General features: G+C 70.0%; 18 protein-coding genes. 10 read left to right on the top strand and 8 right to left on the bottom strand.

Going from position 1 to position 16,726, the window contains the following annotated elements:
- Positions 1-97: 97 nt before the first annotated feature.
- Positions 98-529 (bottom strand): Hsp20/alpha crystallin family protein, encoded by a 432-nt coding sequence (locus A9A59_RS01730; RefSeq protein WP_098502633.1) that lies wholly within the window; start codon positions 527-529, stop codon positions 98-100.
- 97 nt (positions 530-626) lie between these two features.
- On the bottom strand, positions 627-1,010 hold the full coding sequence (locus A9A59_RS01725) for a response regulator (RefSeq protein WP_165772431.1): 384 nt from the start codon (positions 1,008-1,010) through the stop codon (positions 627-629).
- A gap of 288 nt (positions 1,011-1,298) precedes the next feature.
- Here A9A59_RS01725 and A9A59_RS01720 point away from each other — a divergent pair, with 288 nt between their 5' ends.
- The 5 genes from A9A59_RS01720 (at position 1,299) to dnaK (ending at position 5,695) form a co-directional block, all read left to right on the top strand.
- A complete protein-coding gene (locus A9A59_RS01720) occupies positions 1,299-1,769 on the top strand; it encodes a hypothetical protein (protein WP_098502631.1) in 471 nt (156 codons plus the stop codon).
- Positions 1,766-1,984, top strand: a complete 219-nt coding sequence (locus A9A59_RS01715; RefSeq protein WP_098502630.1) for a hypothetical protein — start codon at positions 1,766-1,768, stop codon at positions 1,982-1,984. Before A9A59_RS01720 ends, A9A59_RS01715 begins: the two co-directional genes overlap by 4 nt.
- A gap of 129 nt (positions 1,985-2,113) precedes the next feature.
- The gene (hrcA, locus tag A9A59_RS01710) at positions 2,114-3,148 is read left to right on the top strand and encodes a heat-inducible transcriptional repressor HrcA (RefSeq protein WP_098502629.1); all 1,035 of its coding nucleotides are present in this window, start codon (positions 2,114-2,116) and stop codon (positions 3,146-3,148) included.
- Between the two features lie 22 nt (positions 3,149-3,170).
- Positions 3,171-3,782: a nucleotide exchange factor GrpE gene (locus A9A59_RS01705; protein WP_098502628.1), complete on the top strand. Its 612-nt coding sequence runs from the start codon at positions 3,171-3,173 to the stop codon at positions 3,780-3,782.
- A 26-nt stretch (positions 3,783-3,808) separates the two neighbouring features.
- On the top strand, positions 3,809-5,695 hold the full coding sequence (dnaK, locus tag A9A59_RS01700; RefSeq protein ID WP_098502627.1) for a molecular chaperone DnaK: 1,887 nt from the start codon (positions 3,809-3,811) through the stop codon (positions 5,693-5,695).
- A gap of 319 nt (positions 5,696-6,014) precedes the next feature.
- On the opposite strand, the gene A9A59_RS01695 is transcribed toward dnaK, so the two are convergent.
- Together A9A59_RS01695 and A9A59_RS01690 are read right to left on the bottom strand one after the other, a co-directional pair.
- Positions 6,015-6,824, bottom strand: coding sequence for an inositol monophosphatase family protein (locus A9A59_RS01695; RefSeq protein WP_098502626.1), 810 nt, complete (start codon positions 6,822-6,824; stop codon positions 6,015-6,017).
- Positions 6,821-7,570, bottom strand: a complete 750-nt coding sequence (locus A9A59_RS01690; RefSeq protein ID WP_278286753.1) for an SDR family NAD(P)-dependent oxidoreductase — start codon at positions 7,568-7,570, stop codon at positions 6,821-6,823. The genes A9A59_RS01695 and A9A59_RS01690 overlap by 4 nt, the downstream gene beginning before the upstream one ends.
- An 82-nt stretch (positions 7,571-7,652) precedes the next feature.
- On the opposite strand from A9A59_RS01690, the gene A9A59_RS01685 reads away from it, so the two are divergent.
- Positions 7,653-8,279: a DNA-3-methyladenine glycosylase family protein gene (locus tag A9A59_RS01685; RefSeq protein ID WP_165772430.1), complete on the top strand. Its 627-nt coding sequence runs from the start codon at positions 7,653-7,655 to the stop codon at positions 8,277-8,279.
- 12 nt (positions 8,280-8,291) lie between these two features.
- On the opposite strand, the gene A9A59_RS01680 is transcribed toward A9A59_RS01685, so the two are convergent.
- Positions 8,292-9,233 carry an SPFH domain-containing protein gene (locus tag A9A59_RS01680; protein WP_098504771.1) on the bottom strand — a complete coding sequence of 314 codons (942 nt, stop codon included), beginning with the start codon at positions 9,231-9,233 and terminating at the stop codon, positions 8,292-8,294.
- 321 nt (positions 9,234-9,554) lie between these two features.
- Here A9A59_RS01680 and A9A59_RS01675 point away from each other — a divergent pair, with 321 nt between their 5' ends.
- Together A9A59_RS01675 and A9A59_RS01670 are read left to right on the top strand one after the other, a co-directional pair.
- The gene (locus A9A59_RS01675; protein ID WP_098502623.1) at positions 9,555-10,427 is read left to right on the top strand and encodes a CAP domain-containing protein; all 873 of its coding nucleotides are present in this window, start codon (positions 9,555-9,557) and stop codon (positions 10,425-10,427) included.
- An 89-nt stretch (positions 10,428-10,516) separates the two neighbouring features.
- Positions 10,517-11,245 carry a DUF4352 domain-containing protein gene (locus A9A59_RS01670; RefSeq protein WP_098502622.1) on the top strand — a complete coding sequence of 243 codons (729 nt, stop codon included), beginning with the start codon at positions 10,517-10,519 and terminating at the stop codon, positions 11,243-11,245.
- Positions 11,246-11,532: 287 nt separating this feature from the next.
- Here A9A59_RS01670 and A9A59_RS01665 read toward each other — a convergent pair whose 3' ends face one another.
- Entirely contained in the window at positions 11,533-13,317 is a 1,785-nt protein-coding gene (locus tag A9A59_RS01665) for an ABC transporter substrate-binding protein (protein ID WP_106427042.1), read from the bottom strand.
- Between the two features lie 188 nt (positions 13,318-13,505).
- On the opposite strand from A9A59_RS01665, the gene A9A59_RS01660 reads away from it, so the two are divergent.
- On the top strand, positions 13,506-14,357 hold the full coding sequence (locus tag A9A59_RS01660) for an amidohydrolase family protein (protein WP_165772429.1): 852 nt from the start codon (positions 13,506-13,508) through the stop codon (positions 14,355-14,357).
- On the top strand, positions 14,354-14,965 hold the full coding sequence (thpR, locus tag A9A59_RS01655) for an RNA 2',3'-cyclic phosphodiesterase (RefSeq protein ID WP_098502619.1): 612 nt from the start codon (positions 14,354-14,356) through the stop codon (positions 14,963-14,965). The genes A9A59_RS01660 and thpR overlap by 4 nt, the downstream gene beginning before the upstream one ends.
- 18 nt (positions 14,966-14,983) lie before the next feature.
- Here the strand turns inward: thpR and A9A59_RS01650 are convergent, their stop codons facing one another.
- A complete protein-coding gene (locus tag A9A59_RS01650; protein ID WP_098502618.1) occupies positions 14,984-15,607 on the bottom strand; it encodes an MBL fold metallo-hydrolase in 624 nt (207 codons plus the stop codon).
- A gap of 61 nt (positions 15,608-15,668) precedes the next feature.
- On the bottom strand, positions 15,669-16,652 hold the full coding sequence (locus A9A59_RS01645; protein ID WP_098502617.1) for a beta-ketoacyl synthase N-terminal-like domain-containing protein: 984 nt from the start codon (positions 16,650-16,652) through the stop codon (positions 15,669-15,671).
- Positions 16,653-16,726: the final 74 nt, after the last annotated feature.

Below are 16,726 nucleotides of genomic sequence, written 5' to 3'. Positions count from 1 at the left end.
GTCGACAAACCACCCGCTCTCCCTGCCCTGCTCCGCCAGTGCTGCCACTCCTGCTGCCCTCCCCGGGGCCTCCCGCGCCCCGGCGCGCCCCGCCGGCTCAGCCGGTCTTGATTTCGATCTTCCGCCCGGGCTCCTTCGGCTCCGGCGCCCGCTTCGGCAGCGTCACCTCCAGCACCCCGTCTTTCAGCTTCGCCTCAATCCGGTCGACGTCCACGCTCTCCGGGATCGCCAGCCGCCGCTCGAACGACCCGAAGAACCGCTCGCTGTACGTCCGGCCCTTCTCCTCTTCCTTCCGCTCCGAGCGCTTCTCGCCCTTCAGCGTCAGCACGCCGTTCTCCACCGTCACCTCCATGTCCTTCGCCTCGACGCCCGGGAGCTCCGCGTGCACCACGAACGCATCATCCCGCTCCGTCACGTCGCAGCGCGGGCTCCAGGCCGTCTCTGCCGGGAACCCGAACCGCGCCAGCCACTCCCGCGGCACCAGGCTCCCGAACTCCTCGAACGGATTCCAGCGGACAAGATTGGACATCGCTCCTGCCTCCACGTGGGTTCACGCCGAGCATGCCGGGCCGCTGGTTATCGACGCGATATCCGTTCGGACATGATCCTGGGGCCGATCGGCCCCGTCAGCTGCCGGAGCGCTGATGCCCCGTCCCGAGCGTCGCCTCCACCAGTCGCAGGAACTGGTCCGCCGCAAACGGCTTCTGTACGAAGATCGTCCGCGGCGTCCGTGCTGCGAACTCGGCCGGCCCTTCCGCGCTGTAGCCGCTGATCAGGATGAACGGCAGGTCGGGCCGCGTCTCCAGCACCGCGCGGCGCAGCTCCATGCCCGACTCCCCCGGCATCACGATATCCGAGATCACCAGGTCGACCGGCTCCCGCTCGAGGATCGCGCGCGCCTCGGCCGCATGTGCCGCCTGCAGCACCGTAAAGCCGTGCGTGCGCAGCAGCCGGGCCAGCATCACCCGCACCGGGTCATCGTCATCGACGACGAGGATCGTTGCCGCCATTGGCCCGTCCTCCGTTCCCCCGCCCGGCCTCCCCGGCCTGGCCATGGCGGCTGGTTGAAGCTCCAGGTGCACGCCTCACCCTTTCGCGCATCTCGCGCTGCCTTTCGCCGTCATTGTGCGCGTCCACCCGCCCACCGGGCATTCGGGTTTCCCCTGATAGGGAGCGGCCGCCGCACAGAGTTCCCCGTGAATTTCCCGAATTGTCACGCAACCAATACGCAGGCGGAAGCGCTTTGCTCACCCGCCCGGTCGCACCTATCATCGCCCCAACGCCTGGAGGTGCCCCGCATGCGCTTTATCGCCACCGTCGTCTTCGCGGCCATCCTCCTCTTCCTCGTCTACCTCGTCGTCGGCGCCATCGCCGACGGCTACTTCGGCGCCGACATCATCCCTGACCGCGCCGTCCCCGATGCCTGGGCCGCCCCCGACTCCTGGAGCGAATGGCGAGACATCGTGATCGTCCTCCTCGGCCTCTTCTGGCTGCTCGCCGGCATCCTCGCCGTCGTCTTCATGGCCGCCCTCATTGCGCTCGTCTTCGTCGTCCGCAAGGTCGTGCGCGAAAACGCCGCCCCCGCCCTCGATTCCCTCCGCCAGTCGCTCGATACCATCCGCGGCACCACCGAGTTCGCCGGCGAAACGGTCGCCAGCCCCATCATCCGCGTCTACGCCGTCGCCAAAGGCGTCCGCGCCGGCCTCGCAGCCGTCACCGGCCTGCCCGACCGCATCCGCGGCCGCCGCCACGGGAAGAAAAAGAAATGACGCCCGACGAGCCCGCCCCCCGCACCCCCGAGCCGCTCGCCCCCGAGCCCCCGCAGCGCGAGGAACACCCCATCGTCGCCTGGGCCCGCGCCATCCTCCTCGGCATCGGCGATACCGCCCGCGACATGCTCGAAGCCGGCCGCCAGGCCGCCCGCGAGGGCCTCGACGAAGGCTGGCGCCGCTTCGACGAGAAGACCCGCCACCGCCGCCGATAAGTCCCCGTCCCGGCCCCCGGCCCCGGCCTCCCCGGCCGCTCCACCCGCGTTTCGGCCCGTGGTACACTATCCCCACGACGGTTAGCACTCTGGAGGAAGGAGTGCTAACATGGCAGCGAGGGGTTGATAATGCCATTGTCAGAGCGCCGGGCCCGCATCCTCGCACTCATCGTCGACGACTTCGTCGGCTCGGCGCAGCCTGTCGGCTCGCAGGCCCTCGTCGAGCGCCACCGCCTGCCCCTCTCCCCCGCCACCGTCCGCAACGAGATGGCCGCGCTCGAAGACGAGGGCATGATCACCCACCCCCACACCTCCGCGGGCCGCATCCCCTCCCACCGCGGCTACCGCTACTACGTCTCCGCCCTCATGCCCGAACGCTCCCTCTCCCCCCAGGAGCAGTTCACCATCCTCCACCAGTTCCACCAGGCCTCGCGAGACCTCGAGGAGTGGGTCGGCCTCGCGGCCTCCGTCCTCGCCAACAGCCTCCACAACATGGCCCTCGTCACCCAGCCCCGCGTCGCCGAGGTCCGCCTCAAGCAGCTCCAGCTCGTCGAGCTGACCGAAACGCGCGCCCTCCTCGTCGTCGTCACCTCCGATGGCGGCGTCCACCAGCGCATCCTCGATTTCCCCGTCGCCGCCTCGCAGGAGTACCTCTCCCGCCTGGCGCTCCGGCTCAACGCCGAACTCGGCGGCAAGACCGTCGCCGAACTCCCGCGCACGGAGAGCGCCGAGCCGCTCGGCGCGGTCGAGACCGCTGTCATCGCCGCCCTCACCGACCTCCTCCTCCGCGAGCAGGCCGCCCGCGTCGAGGAGCCCGTCGTCGAAGGTGTCCGCGAACTCCTCCGCCAGCCCGAGTTCGAGAAGGCCGACCGTCTCCTCGATGCCCTCGAGGCCGTCGAGGAGCGCCGCCTCCGCGACGCCATCCCTGCCGAAGCCGTCTCCGACGCCGGCGTCGCCATCGTCATCGGCGACGAAAACCGCGAAGGCCCCTACCAGGAGATGTCCTTCGTCCTCGCCCGCTACGGGCCGCCGGGCGGCGCCGCCGGCATCGTCGGCCTGCTCGGCCCCACCCGCATGCACTACAGCGATGCCGTCGCCCACGTCCGCTACGTGAGCGACATCCTCACCGAACTGATCCGCGAATTCTACGGCGGTGGCGAATGACCCCCGCCGACCAGGAGGCACCATGAGCGAACCCGGTGACGACCGCACCGTCGAAACCACCAGCAACCCCGATGAGCGCACCGCCGACCCCGGCGCCCTCGCCGGCAACGGCAGCGCCGAACGCCCAGCAGACCAGGCCGAGAGCGCGGCCGCCGACCCCGTCGCGCAGCTCGAAGCGGAGCGCGAAAAGGCCGAATCCTATTTCCGCAACTGGCAGCGCACCGCCGCCGACTTCGCCAACTACAAGCGGCGCGTCGAACAGGAGCGGAGCGAGTCCCACCGGCTCGCCAACGCTGCCCTCGTCATCAACCTGCTTCCCGTCTTCGATGACCTCGACCGTGCCGTCGCCTCCGTCGACTCGCACCTCGCAGGCCTCAACTGGGTCCAGGGCATCATCAACATCCACCAGAAGTTCTGGCGGCTCCTCGAATCCATGGGCGTCAGCGAAATCCCCGCCGAAGGCGCCCAGTTCGACCCGGCCTGCCACGAAGCCATCGCCCGCCAGGCCGGCCCCGAAGGCCGCGTCCTCCACGTCGTCCAGAAGGGCTACAACCTCGGCGGCAAAGTCCTCCGCCCCGCCATGGTCATCGTTGGCGACGGCACCACTCCCGAAGCCGGCCAGTCCGGCACCTGATACCACCCCAACCAGGAGCACACACTATGGGTAAAGTTCTCGGCATCGACCTCGGCACCACCAACAGCTGCATGGCCGTCATGGAAGGCGGCGAGCCCGTCGTCATCCCCAACGCGGAAGGCGCCCGCACCACCCCCTCCGTCGTCGCCATCACCAAGACCGGCGAACGGCTCGTCGGCCAGGTCGCCAAGCGCCAGGCCATCACCAACCCGGAAAACACCATCTTCTCCATCAAGCGCTTCATGGGGCGCAAGTTCAACGACCCCGAAGTCCAGCGCGACATCAAGCTCGTCCCCTACAAGGTCACCGCAGCGCCCAACGGCGACTGCCAGGTCGTCCTCGGCGGCCGCACCTACAGCCCGCCCGAGATCAGCGCCATGATCCTCCAGAAGCTGAAGGCCGACGCCGAAGCCTACCTCGGCGAACCGGTCACCGAGGCCGTCATCACCGTCCCGGCCTACTTCAACGACGCCCAGCGCCAGGCCACTAAGGACGCCGGGAAAATCGCCGGCCTCGAAGTCCTGCGCATCATCAACGAGCCCACCGCCGCCTCGCTCGCCTACGGCCTCGATAAAAAGAAGGACGAGCTGATCGCCGTCTACGACCTCGGCGGCGGCACCTTCGATATCTCCATCCTCGAAATCGGCGACGGCACCTTCCAGGTCCTCTCCACCAACGGCGATACCCACCTCGGCGGCGACGACTTCGACCAGCGCATCATCGACTGGCTGATCGACGAGTTCAAGAAGCAGGAGGGCATCGACCTCCGCCAGGACCGCCAGGCCCTCCAGCGCCTCAAGGCCGAGGCCGAGAAGGCGAAAATCGAACTCTCCTCCGCCCAGCAGACGGAGATCAACCTCCCCTTCATCACCGCCGACGCCAGCGGGCCGAAGCACCTCAACATCACCCTCACCCGCTCGAAGCTCGAGCAGCTCGTCCACGACCTGCTCCAGAGCACCCTCGAGCCCGTCAAGAAGGCCCTCGCCGACGCCGGCAAGAAGGCCTCCGATATCGACGAGGTCGTCCTCGTCGGCGGCCAGACCCGCATGCCGGCCATCCAGAAGCTCGTCGCCGACTTCTTCGGCAAAGAGCCCCACAAGGGCGTCAACCCCGATGAGGTCGTCGCCGTCGGCGCTGCCGTCCAGGCCGGTGTCCTCAAGGGCGAAGTGAAGGACGTCCTCCTCCTCGACGTCACCCCGCTCACCCTCGGCATCGAGACCCTCGGCGGCGTGATGACCCCGATCATCCCGCGCAACACCACCATCCCGACCTCGAAGAGCCAGATCTTCTCCACCGCGGCCGACAACCAGCCGAGCGTCGAAATCCACGTCCTCCAGGGCGAACGGCCCATGGCCGCCGACAACAAGTCGCTCGGCCGCTTCATCCTCGATGGCATCCTCCCCGCGCCCCGCGGCGTCCCCCAGATCGAAGTCACCTTCGATATCGACGCCAACGGCATCGTCTCCGTCTCCGCCCGCGACAAGGGCACCGGCCGCGAGCAGAAGATCACCATCCAGCCCTCCTCCGGCCTCACCAAGGAGGAGATCGAGCGGATGCAGCGCGAGGCCGAGCTCTACGCCGAAGAAGACCGGCGCAAGCGCGAGGCCATCGAGGTGAAGAACACCGCCGACACCATGGCCTACCAGGCCGAAAAGACCCTTCGCGACAACGCCGACAAGATCCCGTCCCACCTCAAGGACGAGGTCGAGGAGAAGGTGAAGGCCGTCCGCGAAGCGATGGAGTCCGACGACGTCGCCCGCATGCGCTCCGCCATGGACGCCCTCTCCGCCTCCCTCCAGAAGATCGGCGAAGCCGTCTACGGCGCCGCCGGCGCCGGCAGCGCCTCGTCCGGCCCGTCCGGCTCCGGCCCCGCCGAGGAGGGCACCGTCGAAGGCGAGTTCCGCGAGGTCTGACCCGGGCCGCGGCCGGACGCCGCACCCACCCGGCACCGGTGATGAGGAAGGGCGCCCGCATGCGGGCGCCCTTCCTGCTTGCCGGGATGACAAATAGGGAAAGTCCCGGTCAACGTCTGTCATTGCCGACCGTCCGGCTGCGCCCTGCCATCCCCGCAGAACCCTCTCCGGAGAGCATCCGCCTGGCGGGCTGGCGCTTCACGGCTCCCGCCTCTACATCGCCGACGTCATGAATCACCGCATCCGGGTCGTGGAGCCGCTTCCCTGGGATGAAAACGCAGATGTTGGCCTGCGCATTCGGCGCGCCCCGGGGCCGGGCTCACGCGCCTCTGGCGGCCGCCCGGTAGGCCGTCTCCACCAGCGCGCTGAGCTCCGCGAACACCGCCGGCCCGGCCGCCACCACGTACCCCTCCGCGAAGCTCCGCCCGCCGAACCCCCCGACCAGCCCGCCGGCCTCCTCGACGAGCAGCCCGCCCGCAGCAATGTCCCACGGGTTCAGCCGGTATTCGTAGTAGCCGTCCAGCATCCCGCACGCCACGTGCGCGAGGTCGAGCGCTGCCGACCCCATCCGCCGGATGTCGCGGACCGCCGGCAGCACCCGCGCCAGCACCGCCGCCTGCTCCGCCCGCCGGGCCGGGTCGTAGGCGAAGCCCGTGCCCACCAGCGCCGTCGCCAGCTGCGCCCTCTCCCGGACCCGGATCGGTCGGCCGTTGCAGGTCGCGCCGCCGCCCCGGACAGCCGCATAGGTCAGTCCGTGGACCACGTCGTGCACGACCCCGGCCACAACTGACCCGTCCCGCTCTGCCGCAATCGAAACGGCATAGGCCGGGATGCCGTAAATGAAGTTCGTCGTCCCGTCGAGCGGGTCCACCACCCACCGCACGCCCGAACTGCCTGCCTCCCGTGCGCCCTCCTCCCCCACGAACCCGTCCCCCGGCCGGGCCCCGAGCAGCCGCTCCGCGATCAGCCGCTCGGCCGCCCGGTCCGCCTCCGTCACCATGTCCGTCACGGTCGTCTTCGTCCCGACCGCGAATCCCTCGGCCGCGTACCGCGCGATCAGTGCGCCTGCCTCCCGCGCCGCCGCCTCCGCCAGCGCCAGCAGCTCGCGGCCCAGCGGGTCAGCGCTCACCGCAGCTGCCGCCCGCCGTCGATGACAACGATGCTGCCGGTTACGTAGCTCGCCGCGTCGCTCGCCAGCCAGACCGCGGCCCCCGCCACGTCGTCCGGCGTTGCCAGCCGCCCCAGCGGGATGTCGGCCCGCAGCCGCTCCCCGTGGCGGCTCGCAAACAGCGCGCCCACGAGGTCCGTCTCCACCCAGCCCGGCGCGATGGCGTTTACCCGCACGCCCCGGTCCGCCCATTCGAGCGCCATCACCTTCGTGAGCTGGTGCAGCCCCGCTTTCGTCGCCGCGTACACCCCCTGCCGCTCGAGCGGCACAATGCCCGCCACCGAGGTCACGTTGATGATGCTCCCGCCCCGGCCGGCGGCGAACATCCGCTGCGCCGCCTCCACGCTCGCGAAGTAGGCGCCCCGCAGGTTCACCCGCACCACGGCGTCGAACTCCTCCGGCGTCACCTGCTCCGCGCGCTTGTAGTAGGGGCTGATGCCCGCGTTGTTCACGAGGATATCCAGCGGCCCGAGCTGCCACGCCCGCTCCACCAGCGCCGCCACTTCCGCCGGCTCGCTCACGTCGCACCGCAGCCCGATGCAGTTCGCGCCCAGCGAGGCGGCCGCCTCCTGCAGCGGCCCTTCGCTCCGCGCCGCGATGATTACCCGCGCCCCGGCCTCGATGAACGCCTTCGCAATGCCGTAGCCGATGCCGCGCGAACCGCCCGTGACCAGCGCCGTCTTGCCCGATAGCGAGAACCGTTCCATGCGCCCCATTCTCCCTGCCGTCCGCGAACCGATCACCTTCGCCGGGCCCGGCTGACGCCGCCCCATGCCGTACCATGCCGGTGTGCCTATCGACCTCGCTGCTGCCGCCGCCCACCTCGCCGCTGCCGACCCCGTCATGGCCGGCCTCGTCCGCGCCGTCGGCCCGCTCGACCTCCGCCCGCCCCGGCCGGGCCACTTCGAAGCGCTCTGCCGCAGCATCGTCTACCAGCAGCTCTCCGGCCGCGCCGCCGGCGCCATCTTCGAGCGCTTCCGCGCGCTCTACGGCCCCGCTGGCGCCTTCCCGGAGCCCGCCGCCGTCCTCGCCACGCCCCCGGAGACGCTCCGCGCCGCCGGCCTCTCCCGCCAGAAGATCGCGTCCCTCCACAGCCTCGCCGCCCACTTCGTCGCCGGCGACCTCGACGAACGCGGCCTCGAGCACTGGCCCGACGAGGAGGTCATCGCCCACCTCGTCCGCGTCCGCGGCATCGGCCGCTGGACCGCCGAGATGTTCCTCATCTTCCAGCTCCAGCGGCCCGACGTGCTGCCCGTCGACGACCTCGGCATCAACCGCGCCATCATGCGCCGCTACGGCCTCCCGGCCATGCCGAAGCCGGAGCAGGTCCGCGCCATCGGCGCACCCTGGCGCCCGCACGCCACCGTCGCCTGCCTCTACCTCTGGCGCAGCGAAGACACCGCCCTCCCCGCCTGACCGGCCCCCGCGCTACGGCTGCCCCGGCCGGTCCGCCTGGTCCACGTCCGCCTGCGTCGTCGCAGCGTTCGCCGAGATGAGCGCATCCCGGATCTGCGCGTAGAAGTCCGACATGCCCGCCGGCGAATACGGCACGAAGATCGTGTTCGCCCGCGAGGCCGCCCCGATCTCCTTCACCGTATCGTAGTGCTGCGTCATCAGCACCAGCTGCATAATCGCCTCCGGCGTCACACCGGCGATGCTCTGCTGGAACTGGTCGACCGAGTCCCGGAGCCCGTCGATGATCGCCCGCCGCTGGTTCGCGATGCCCTGCCCCTGGAGCGCCTTGCTCTCCGCTTCCGCCTCGGCCGCCTTCACCTTCAGGATCTTGTCCGCCTCGCCCCGCTCCAGCGCCGCCTCCCGCAGCCGCCGCGCCGCATTGATCTCGTTCATCGACTCCTTCACCTTCTTGTCCGGGTCGATGTCCGTCACGAGCGCCTGCACGATCTGGAAGCCGAATTCGCTCATCTCACCGGCAAGCTCGTTCTTCACCGCCATCGCAATCTCGTCCTTCCGCTCGAAGACGGCGTCCAGCTCCATCTTCGGCACCCGCGCCCGGACCGTATCGAACACGTACGCCGTGATCTGCACGGTCGGCTGGTCGAGCCGGTAGAACGCGTCATACACCCGGTCCGGGATCACCCGGTACTGCACCGCCACTACCGTGTGGACGAACACGTTGTCCAGCGTTTTCGTCTCAACCGCCACATCCAGCTGCTGCACCCGCAGGTTCACCCGGCCCGCGACCCGCTCGATGAGCGGGATTTTCACGTTCAGGCCCGGCCCGGCGACCCGCCGGAACTTCCCGAACCGCTCGACAATCGCCGCCGTCTGCTGCTCCACCGTGAACAGCGAACCGAACAGCAGCACGAGCACAATGACCGCTGCAACGCCGAGGATGATGAGACCTGCCATGGGACACTCCTCGCTCAAGGGGCCACGGCCGGCCCCGGATTGCGCCAAGTATAGCCGCATATCCTCTGACCGCGTGGCAGGCGTGCTCGCACCGCCAGTCCCCGCGAAATTTGCGCTCGGTTTACGAAGAATCGGGAAAATCCCGGTCGTTTCCGCCGCTCTGCTGCCGCTACGGTAGGTTCGGTGGCGTCCCCACGGAGGAGTACACACCCGGCGCAACCGCCCACAGCGCCGGACCTCGCTGCACACGAACGAACCACGCTCTGCTGACCAGTTCCCCTGCCGACCCACGCGCTCCCCGCCACAGGCCGGAGGTGATACATGCCGCCCGCTGTCCGCCGTCAGCTGCTCCTCGCGGCTGCGCTCGCAGGAGCCCTCCTGCTCACCCTCGCTCCCCGCGCATCCCGCGCCCTCGCGAACTGCGACGTCCCCGACGCCGCCCTCGACGCCGATGAGCAGGCATTCATCCAGCTCCTGAACGAGTACCGCACCAGCCAGGGCCTCCAGCCCGTCGCCGTCGATACCGCCCTCGTCCGCGCCGCCACCTGGATGGCCATCGACCTCGGCGGCCGCTCCACCTTCAGCCACACCGACTCCCTTGGCCGCTCCCCCTGGACCCGGATGGCCGATTGCGGCGTCGGCCGCCCCGGCGGCGAAAACCTTGCCGCGGGCACGCCGCTCGCCGCACCCGCAGCCGTCCTCGCGGCCTGGCAGGGCTCTGCCGCCCACAACGCCATCATGCTCGACGCCGCCTTCACCCTCGTCGGCGTCGCCCGTCACAGTGCGCCCGGCAGCACCTACGGCGTCTACTGGGTCCTGGTGTTCGGCTACGGCACACCCGGCAGCGCGGCATCGTCGGCCGCTCCAACGCCGACTCCGGTCCCGTCCGTCGCTCCGCCGGCGCCCGCCCCGCCTCCCCCTCCTGCCGGGCAACCGGCACCCCCGCCCCTGGCCTTCGGCGCCGGCGTCGCCTCGTTCACCTGGCAGGGCCCGCATGCCCCCGTCGCCGGGGTGTTCGGACCCGCCGGAAGCGCTGTCCGCGGCATCTACGCCTACGACCCGGCCGGCGGCCGCTGGCTCCGCTGGAGCCCGCACCTCCATCCCCGCCTGAACACCCTCGCCATCCTCCAGCCCGGCACGTGCTACTGGGTCGTCGCCGCGGCCCCCGTTTCCGCCGCAATCCCGGGCCCGTGAGAGAGTTCGCGAAATCGGCGCGACAGCACGTCAGGAGGTGACGCGCGGCCGCCCGACAATCCCCGCCATCTCACAGCGGGGTATCGCGAATGGCCAAGTCACCCACCGAAAAACTGCTCCAGGAGCTCGACCAGCTCAAGGCGCGCGGCCGCATCACCGACGAAGAGTACGCCGCCCGCCGCCAGGCGATCATCTCCGGCCAGGTCCAACTCCCCGCCGAAAAGTCCGGCGGCGGCTTCTTCAAGAAGGTCGGCATCGGCTGCGGCGCGCTCATCGGCATCCTCATCGTGGTCGTCATCATCGCGGCGGCGGCCGGCGGCGGCTCCGACAGCAACGACACCGGCGGCACCGCTTCCTCCTCCGGTACACCGGCCGCGGGCACGAACAGGGGCGATGTCCGCGTGCCCCTCGCGCCCGGCTCCTCCGGCGAAATTGCCCCCGAGGGCAACCCGGGCCAAAAATCTCGCGTCACCATCGTGCAGATCATGGACCCGGTCGTCTCGACCAACCAGTTCTCCCGGCCGAAGGCCGGCATGCGCTGGATCGGCATCGAAGTCATCCACGAAAACATCGGCACGAAGGAGGTCGGCTCCTTCGACTGGAAGCTCCGCGACACGAACGACAATGAACACGAGCAGGACGTCATGGGGCCCGTCGTCGACCTGCCCGACCTCGACCCGTTCTACAGCGACCTCACCCCGGGCGGCAAGAAACAGGGCTGGATCTACTTCCAGGTTCCCGAGGGCGCCGGCATCAAGTGGCTCCGCGCCGACCCGAACATCTTCCTGAAGAACGACCTCTACTTCGAGGCGCCCTGAGCTCCATCCCGGCGCGAACACACCGAGGGGGAGCGCATGCCGCGCTCCCCCGTTCGCTGCGGCCGAACGGCCCTCACCCCTCCACCACCGCAAACACCGGGTGCCTCGCCGCTTCCTCCACCCACCGCTCCGGCGGGTCGTCATGGGCTTCCCCATCTCGCCCCGCGGCGGCCGCGATGCGTCCGCCCTGCCCCTCTCCGCCGTATCCACAGTGCGAGGCCCCCGCCTCGCTCCCTCGATAGCAGGGCGGGGGCCCCAGCAGGGGGGTTCTCAATAAGGTCTGAAGGTCAGGCCTTATCGAGCCAACGGAAGGGCAGCACCTCGGTGGCGCCGCCGTACGAACCCGGCACCGTTTGAATCTCCACGTTCTTCACCCATTCGCGGTAGCCAGTCCAGGCGGTGCCGGCGCCCTGGTTCTGGGGGATGTACCACATCTTGGCCGCGTTCTTGCGCTGGATCTCGAAGAAGAGCTCCTTGCGCTTGGCCGGGTCGAGCTCCCGCTGCTGCTTGCGGGCGAGGTCTTCGAGCTCCGGGTCTTTGATCCGGCTGTGGTTCAGCGGGTTGTCGGTGAAGAGGCGGACCGGGTAGCTGCCAGCCTCCGGGAACGGGGTTTCGTACCCGAAGGCGATGCCCGTGAAGTTCCCTGTGAACGTCTGGGTGATGTACTTCGAGGAGTAATCCTGGACGTCGGTCGTCGTCTTGATGCCGATGGCGTTCAGGTACTGGATGTTCGCCTCGGCCACCGTATTGAAGGCGGAGCCGTAGCGGTTGGCGGTGTACTGGTAGACGGTGCTGAAGCCGTCCGGGTAGCCGGCGGCGGCCAGGAGCTTCTTCGCCTCGGCCGGGTCGTACTTGAAGTACTTCGAGGTCTCGCCCTGCTCGGGGGAGAGCGGGTCGAGCCAGAAGCGGACGAGGCCGGCGGGGATGAGGTTGTTCCACCGCTCGGAGACGGCGAGGCCGGCTTCCTTCAGCTTCTTGACGTTGTAGGCGAGGTCGAGGAGGGCGGCCCGGTCCGTCGCCATGGAGATGGCGAGACGCACCCGCGGGTCCTTGTTCCACGGCGAATCCGGCTTCGGGTCCATGTAGATGATGGAGAGCAGCTGCGAGACTTCGCCGTAGAGCTGCGCCCTCGGCAGCGCATTCTTGACGTTGATCAGATCCTCCGCGTTCAGCCCCGCAGCATCCGAGTTGCCGGCCTGGAACTGGGCCAGCCGGTTCGCGTACTCGGGGATGATCTGCAGCGATACCCCTTCCGTCAGCGGGAACCCCTTCATGTACCACTCGGGGTTCTTCTTGAACTTGAACCCGACAGCCGGCGTGTACGACTCCAGGATCCACGGCCCCGAGCCGATCATCGTCTTGGAGGGGTCGAACCCGCCGTCCGCCTCCTTCGGCACGATCCAGAAGAGGTTGGCGTCGGCGAGCACGTCGAGGAAGGCCGCGTTGGGCTCCTTTAGCTTGAACACCACCGTCGAGGCGTCCGGGTACTCCAGGCGGTCGACGAACGCCACCTGCGACCGGTTCGTCGAAGTCTCCGCCGTCATCCGCCCCCACGAGTACTTGATGTCGTCCGTCCCGATCGCCCGGCCGTTCACCGGCGCCACGTTGTGGAACTTCATGTCCGGCCGCAGCTTGATCGTCCAGGTCAGCCCGTCCGGGCTCGCCTCCGCGCTCACGGCTGCGTCGCCCACCGGCCGCAGGTCGGCCTGCTTTACCCCCAGGCCGGCGTTGTACTTGAACAGCCGGCTGTACACATAGGCCGCCACGCCCTTCGTCAGGAACGACGCGTTCCCGTACGGGTCGATCGAGGGCGGGTCGCCCGTGGCCTGCAGGTTCTGGATGCCGCCGCGCTTCGCGCTCGCATACGGGTCGCTCGGCGTGGGCGTGGCCTGCGGTGCAGCCGTCGCCGTTGCTCCCCCGGCCGTCGTGGGCGTCGCGCCCTCATCGTCGTCATCATCGCCGCAGCCGACCAGCGCCAGCCCGGCCGCGCCGGCCGCGACTCCGCCTGCTGCGCCGAGGAACCGCCGCCGCGAGCGGCGCTCCCTCCAGAACCGATCCCAGTACCCCGACACTGCTGAACCCCCTTGCAGACGCGCATGTTTAGCCATTCACGTCGTTGATGCGTGCTATAGGCCATGCGCCGAATGATGCGGGAATCCTGCGGCCCCGTCCGCCCGCTGTCAATCGTTCGTTCGAAAACGTCGAATACTTCGCACCGAACCCGGGGCCCCTGCCACCTCGGCCCTGCTACCATGCCGCCGTGGCGCCCCGCATCGATGCCCATACCCACCTTTTCCCCCCGGCACAGGCCGCCCGCCGCGAGGCCCTGGCCGATGCCGACCCCACTTTCGCCGAGATGTACCGCGACCCCCGCGCCAAGCTCGCCGATGCCCCGGCCCTCCGCGCCGCCATGGCCCGCGCCGGCATCGACCGCGCCGTCATCGCCGGGTTCGCCTTCCGCGATGCCCGCTGCCTCGCCGAGCAGGCCGAGTATCTGCTCGCCGCCGCCGCAGAGGCGCCCGGCGTCCTCGCCCCCCTCCCCTGTCTCAACCTCGCCCTCCCCGGCTGGGAGGCCGACGCCGCCCGCTGGCTCGAACGCGGCGCGCGCGGCTTCGGCGAACTCCGCCCCCACAACCAGGGCTGGGACCCCCTCGGCCCCGACGCCCTCCGCCTTGCGCACCTCGCCGCCGAGACCGGCGCCGTCCTCCTTTGGCACGTCTCCGAACCGGTCGGCCACGCCTACCCGGGCAAACGCGGCGGCATCTCCCCCGCCGAACTGTGCGAACTTGCCGCCCGCGTCCCCGGTGCCCGCATGGTCGCTGCCCACCTGGGCGGCGGCCTCCCCTTCTACCTGCAGATGCCCGAGGTTCGGCAGGCTATCGGAAATATCTATTTCGATACCGCCGCCGCATCATTGTTGTATGATGAAGGTACTGTCGCGCGCGTCGTTGCCCTCGCCGGCCCGGGGCGCGTGCTCTTCGGCTCCGATTTCCCGTTGCTCGCCCCGCGGCGCCAGCTCGAACGCATCATCGCGGAACTCCCGCCCGATGCCGTTGCCGGGGTCTGCGGCGGGAATGCCGCATCTCTTTTCTTTGGATTGCCGCACCCATGAGCGATGCATCGCACCAGGAGTCCGTCCGCCTCTTCGTTGCCTGCGAAGTCCCGGACGATGTCAAAGACGCTATCCGCTCCGTCATCGAAGACCTCCGCGCCCGCTCCGGCAACGCCGTCCGCTGGGTCCGCCCCGAGGGCGTCCACATCACCCTCAAATTCCTCGGCGAGGTCCCGACCCGGAAGCTGCCCCACGTCAAGCTCGCCATCCAGGAGGCCGTCGTCGGCCACTCCCCCTTCGAACTCGAGTTCTCGACCATCGGCACCTTCGGCGGCCGGGAGGGGCTCCGCCTCATGTGGATCGGCGTCGCCGGCGATGTCCTCCGCCTCGAAGCGCTCGTCCGCTCGGTCAATGCCGCGCTCGGCGTCGTCGGCTTCGAACCCGAGCGGAGACCGTTCCGGCCGCACCTCACCCTCGGCCGCGTCCGCGACGAAGTCTCCACCCGCCAGCGCGCCGAAATCGAAGTCGCCGTCGGCAAAACGGAAATCCCGCAGGTCAGCTGGCGCACCGCCCAGGTCTCCCTCATGCGCAGCCGCCTCTCCGAGGCCGGCGCCAGCTACGAGACCGTCGCCAGCTTCCCTCTCCGCGTCATCCAGCAGCCCGTCTAACCCGCCGGGCCCCGCCCCTCAGCCTGTCAGCCGCGGCTCCAGCACCACCACCGTCAGGTCGGCAGGCAGCTGGCTGCGCGTCAGCTGGAGCTTCGGCTGGGCGTCCGGCTTCGTCCCCGTCTCCTTCAGAAACTTCTCCAGCGGCTCCAGCTCCAGCGTTTCCGGCCCTACCTTGTAGTGCATCGGGATGGCGATCTTCGGCTCGATCCGCGTCATCACGTCGGCCGCCGCCACCGCCGAGAGCGACCCATCGCCCCCCACCGGGAGCAGCAGGATATCAACATCCTTCAGCTCGGCGAGGTTCGTCCCGGTCGGCAGTCCGAGGTGCCCGACCCGGATGCCGTCAATCTCCACCACGAAGCTCACGGTCCGGCGCCCGTCCGCGCGCCGCATCGCCGTGCCCGTCACCAGCACCCCGCCGATCTCGTACTCGCCCGGCGCGTCCAGCACCTTCGGCTCGCCGCTCACCACCGAGGGATCTCCGTAGCGCGGGTCGTCGGCGCAGCTGAGCGTCACAATGCCCGCCTCCTGCTTGCCCAGCGCGAAGCCCGAATCCGGCGGCAGCGGATCCATCAGCACCGTGCCGTCCCGCCCCTTCAGGCGAAAGCACGTCCGGCCGAGGAACACAATCTCGAGCGCCACGCGCCCATCGTATCCCGCTTCGCCATTACCCGAAACGTTCGGATCAGCCTGCTGATCGGTTTCAGGGCGCCGTCAGCAGCACGCCCGCGCCCACGCCGCCGGTGCCGAGCGACGTGACCAGCACGCAGTCCAGCTTCACTGCCTTCGCCTCGCGCACGAACGCCAGCTCCAGCCCCTCGACCGGCGTCTCCAGCCCGGCAATCGGCCAGACCTGCCCCCGCCGCATCGCCTCGGCCGCCATCGCCACCGCAGCCGGCCCGCTCGCCGCCAGCAGCTGGCCCAGCGAGCCAGCCGTCGCCGTCACATCCGCATAGTACGCATGCCGCCCGAACGTCCGCAGCGCCCCGAAACCATCCGCCACATCGACCGCCGGCCGGCCATCCGCGCACGAAACCAGCAGGTCGACCTGGTTCTGCAGGTAGCCCGCCGCCCCGAGAATCGCCTGCATCAGCCGTCCCGCTTCGTTGGCGTCGGGCACCGCCGTCGGCTCTGCCAGCGGGTCGAACGTCTCGGCCGCGGCAGCCACCCGCGCCAGCACCGCAGCGCCCCGCCGTCGCGCGTGCTCCTCCGCCTCGATCACCAGGTAGGCAGCGCCCTCCGCTGCCACCATCCCCGCGTGGCCGCGGTCGAACGGCAGGGCGCGATCCCCGCTCAGCCCCTGGAGATGCTCCAGCAGCGGCCGCTGGAGCGCCTGGGCCGCCCCAGCGATGACCACGTCGGCGTCGCCCCGCGCGATGATCCGCGCCGCCTGGACGATCGCCGCCATCCCGCTCGCCTCCGCGCCCGCCACCGTCACCACGGGCCCGCGGACGCCCAGCGTGCGCGCCACCAGGTGCCCGTACGGCACGAACATCGCGCCCTGGCCCGGCGCCCGGTACGGAAGCCCGTCCGCGACCGCGAACCGCCGCGCGTCCCCGGCGCCGCTCCCAAGCCCGGCCGCGTCGAGCGCGCGCAGCGCCGCATCCAGCGCCAGGAGCGACCCCTGGTCGAGAAAATGCACCACGTTCCGCGGGATGCCGGGGTGCGGTCGGAACTCCTCCGGCATCCCGATGCCGGCGAGGGGCGCACCCTCGCCCCCGGGCGCATACTGCCCTGCCGCAGGCTCCGCCCGCAGCAGCC

Source organism: Tepidiforma thermophila (assembly GCF_002563855.1).
Taxonomy (GTDB): domain Bacteria; phylum Chloroflexota; class Dehalococcoidia; order Tepidiformales; family Tepidiformaceae; genus Tepidiforma; species Tepidiforma thermophila.
This window is presented reverse-complemented; position numbering and strand designations above follow the sequence as displayed.

What these genes read in the sequence shown, in the direction of transcription:
- A9A59_RS01730 (WP_098502633.1), bottom strand. Translation starts at nt 529, where the DNA reads ATGTCCAATCTTGTCCGCTGGAATCCGTTCGAGGAGTTCGGGAGCCTG.
- A9A59_RS01725 (WP_165772431.1), bottom strand. Translation starts at nt 1,010, where the DNA reads ATGGCGGCAACGATCCTCGTCGTCGATGACGATGACCCGGTGCGGGTG.
- A9A59_RS01720 (WP_098502631.1), top strand. Translation starts at nt 1,299, where the DNA reads ATGCGCTTTATCGCCACCGTCGTCTTCGCGGCCATCCTCCTCTTCCTC.
- A9A59_RS01715 (WP_098502630.1), top strand. Translation starts at nt 1,766, where the DNA reads ATGACGCCCGACGAGCCCGCCCCCCGCACCCCCGAGCCGCTCGCCCCC.
- hrcA (WP_098502629.1), top strand. Translation starts at nt 2,114, where the DNA reads ATGCCATTGTCAGAGCGCCGGGCCCGCATCCTCGCACTCATCGTCGAC.
- A9A59_RS01705 (WP_098502628.1), top strand. Translation starts at nt 3,171, where the DNA reads ATGAGCGAACCCGGTGACGACCGCACCGTCGAAACCACCAGCAACCCC.
- dnaK (WP_098502627.1), top strand. Translation starts at nt 3,809, where the DNA reads ATGGGTAAAGTTCTCGGCATCGACCTCGGCACCACCAACAGCTGCATG.
- A9A59_RS01690 (WP_278286753.1), bottom strand. Translation starts at nt 7,570, where the DNA reads ATGGAACGGTTCTCGCTATCGGGCAAGACGGCGCTGGTCACGGGCGGT.
- A9A59_RS01680 (WP_098504771.1), bottom strand. Translation starts at nt 9,233, where the DNA reads ATGGCAGGTCTCATCATCCTCGGCGTTGCAGCGGTCATTGTGCTCGTG.
- A9A59_RS01675 (WP_098502623.1), top strand. Translation starts at nt 9,555, where the DNA reads ATGCCGCCCGCTGTCCGCCGTCAGCTGCTCCTCGCGGCTGCGCTCGCA.
- A9A59_RS01670 (WP_098502622.1), top strand. Translation starts at nt 10,517, where the DNA reads ATGGCCAAGTCACCCACCGAAAAACTGCTCCAGGAGCTCGACCAGCTC.
- thpR (WP_098502619.1), top strand. Translation starts at nt 14,354, where the DNA reads ATGAGCGATGCATCGCACCAGGAGTCCGTCCGCCTCTTCGTTGCCTGC.
- A9A59_RS01645 (WP_098502617.1), bottom strand. Translation starts at nt 16,652, where the DNA reads ATGCCGGAGGAGTTCCGACCGCACCCCGGCATCCCGCGGAACGTGGTG.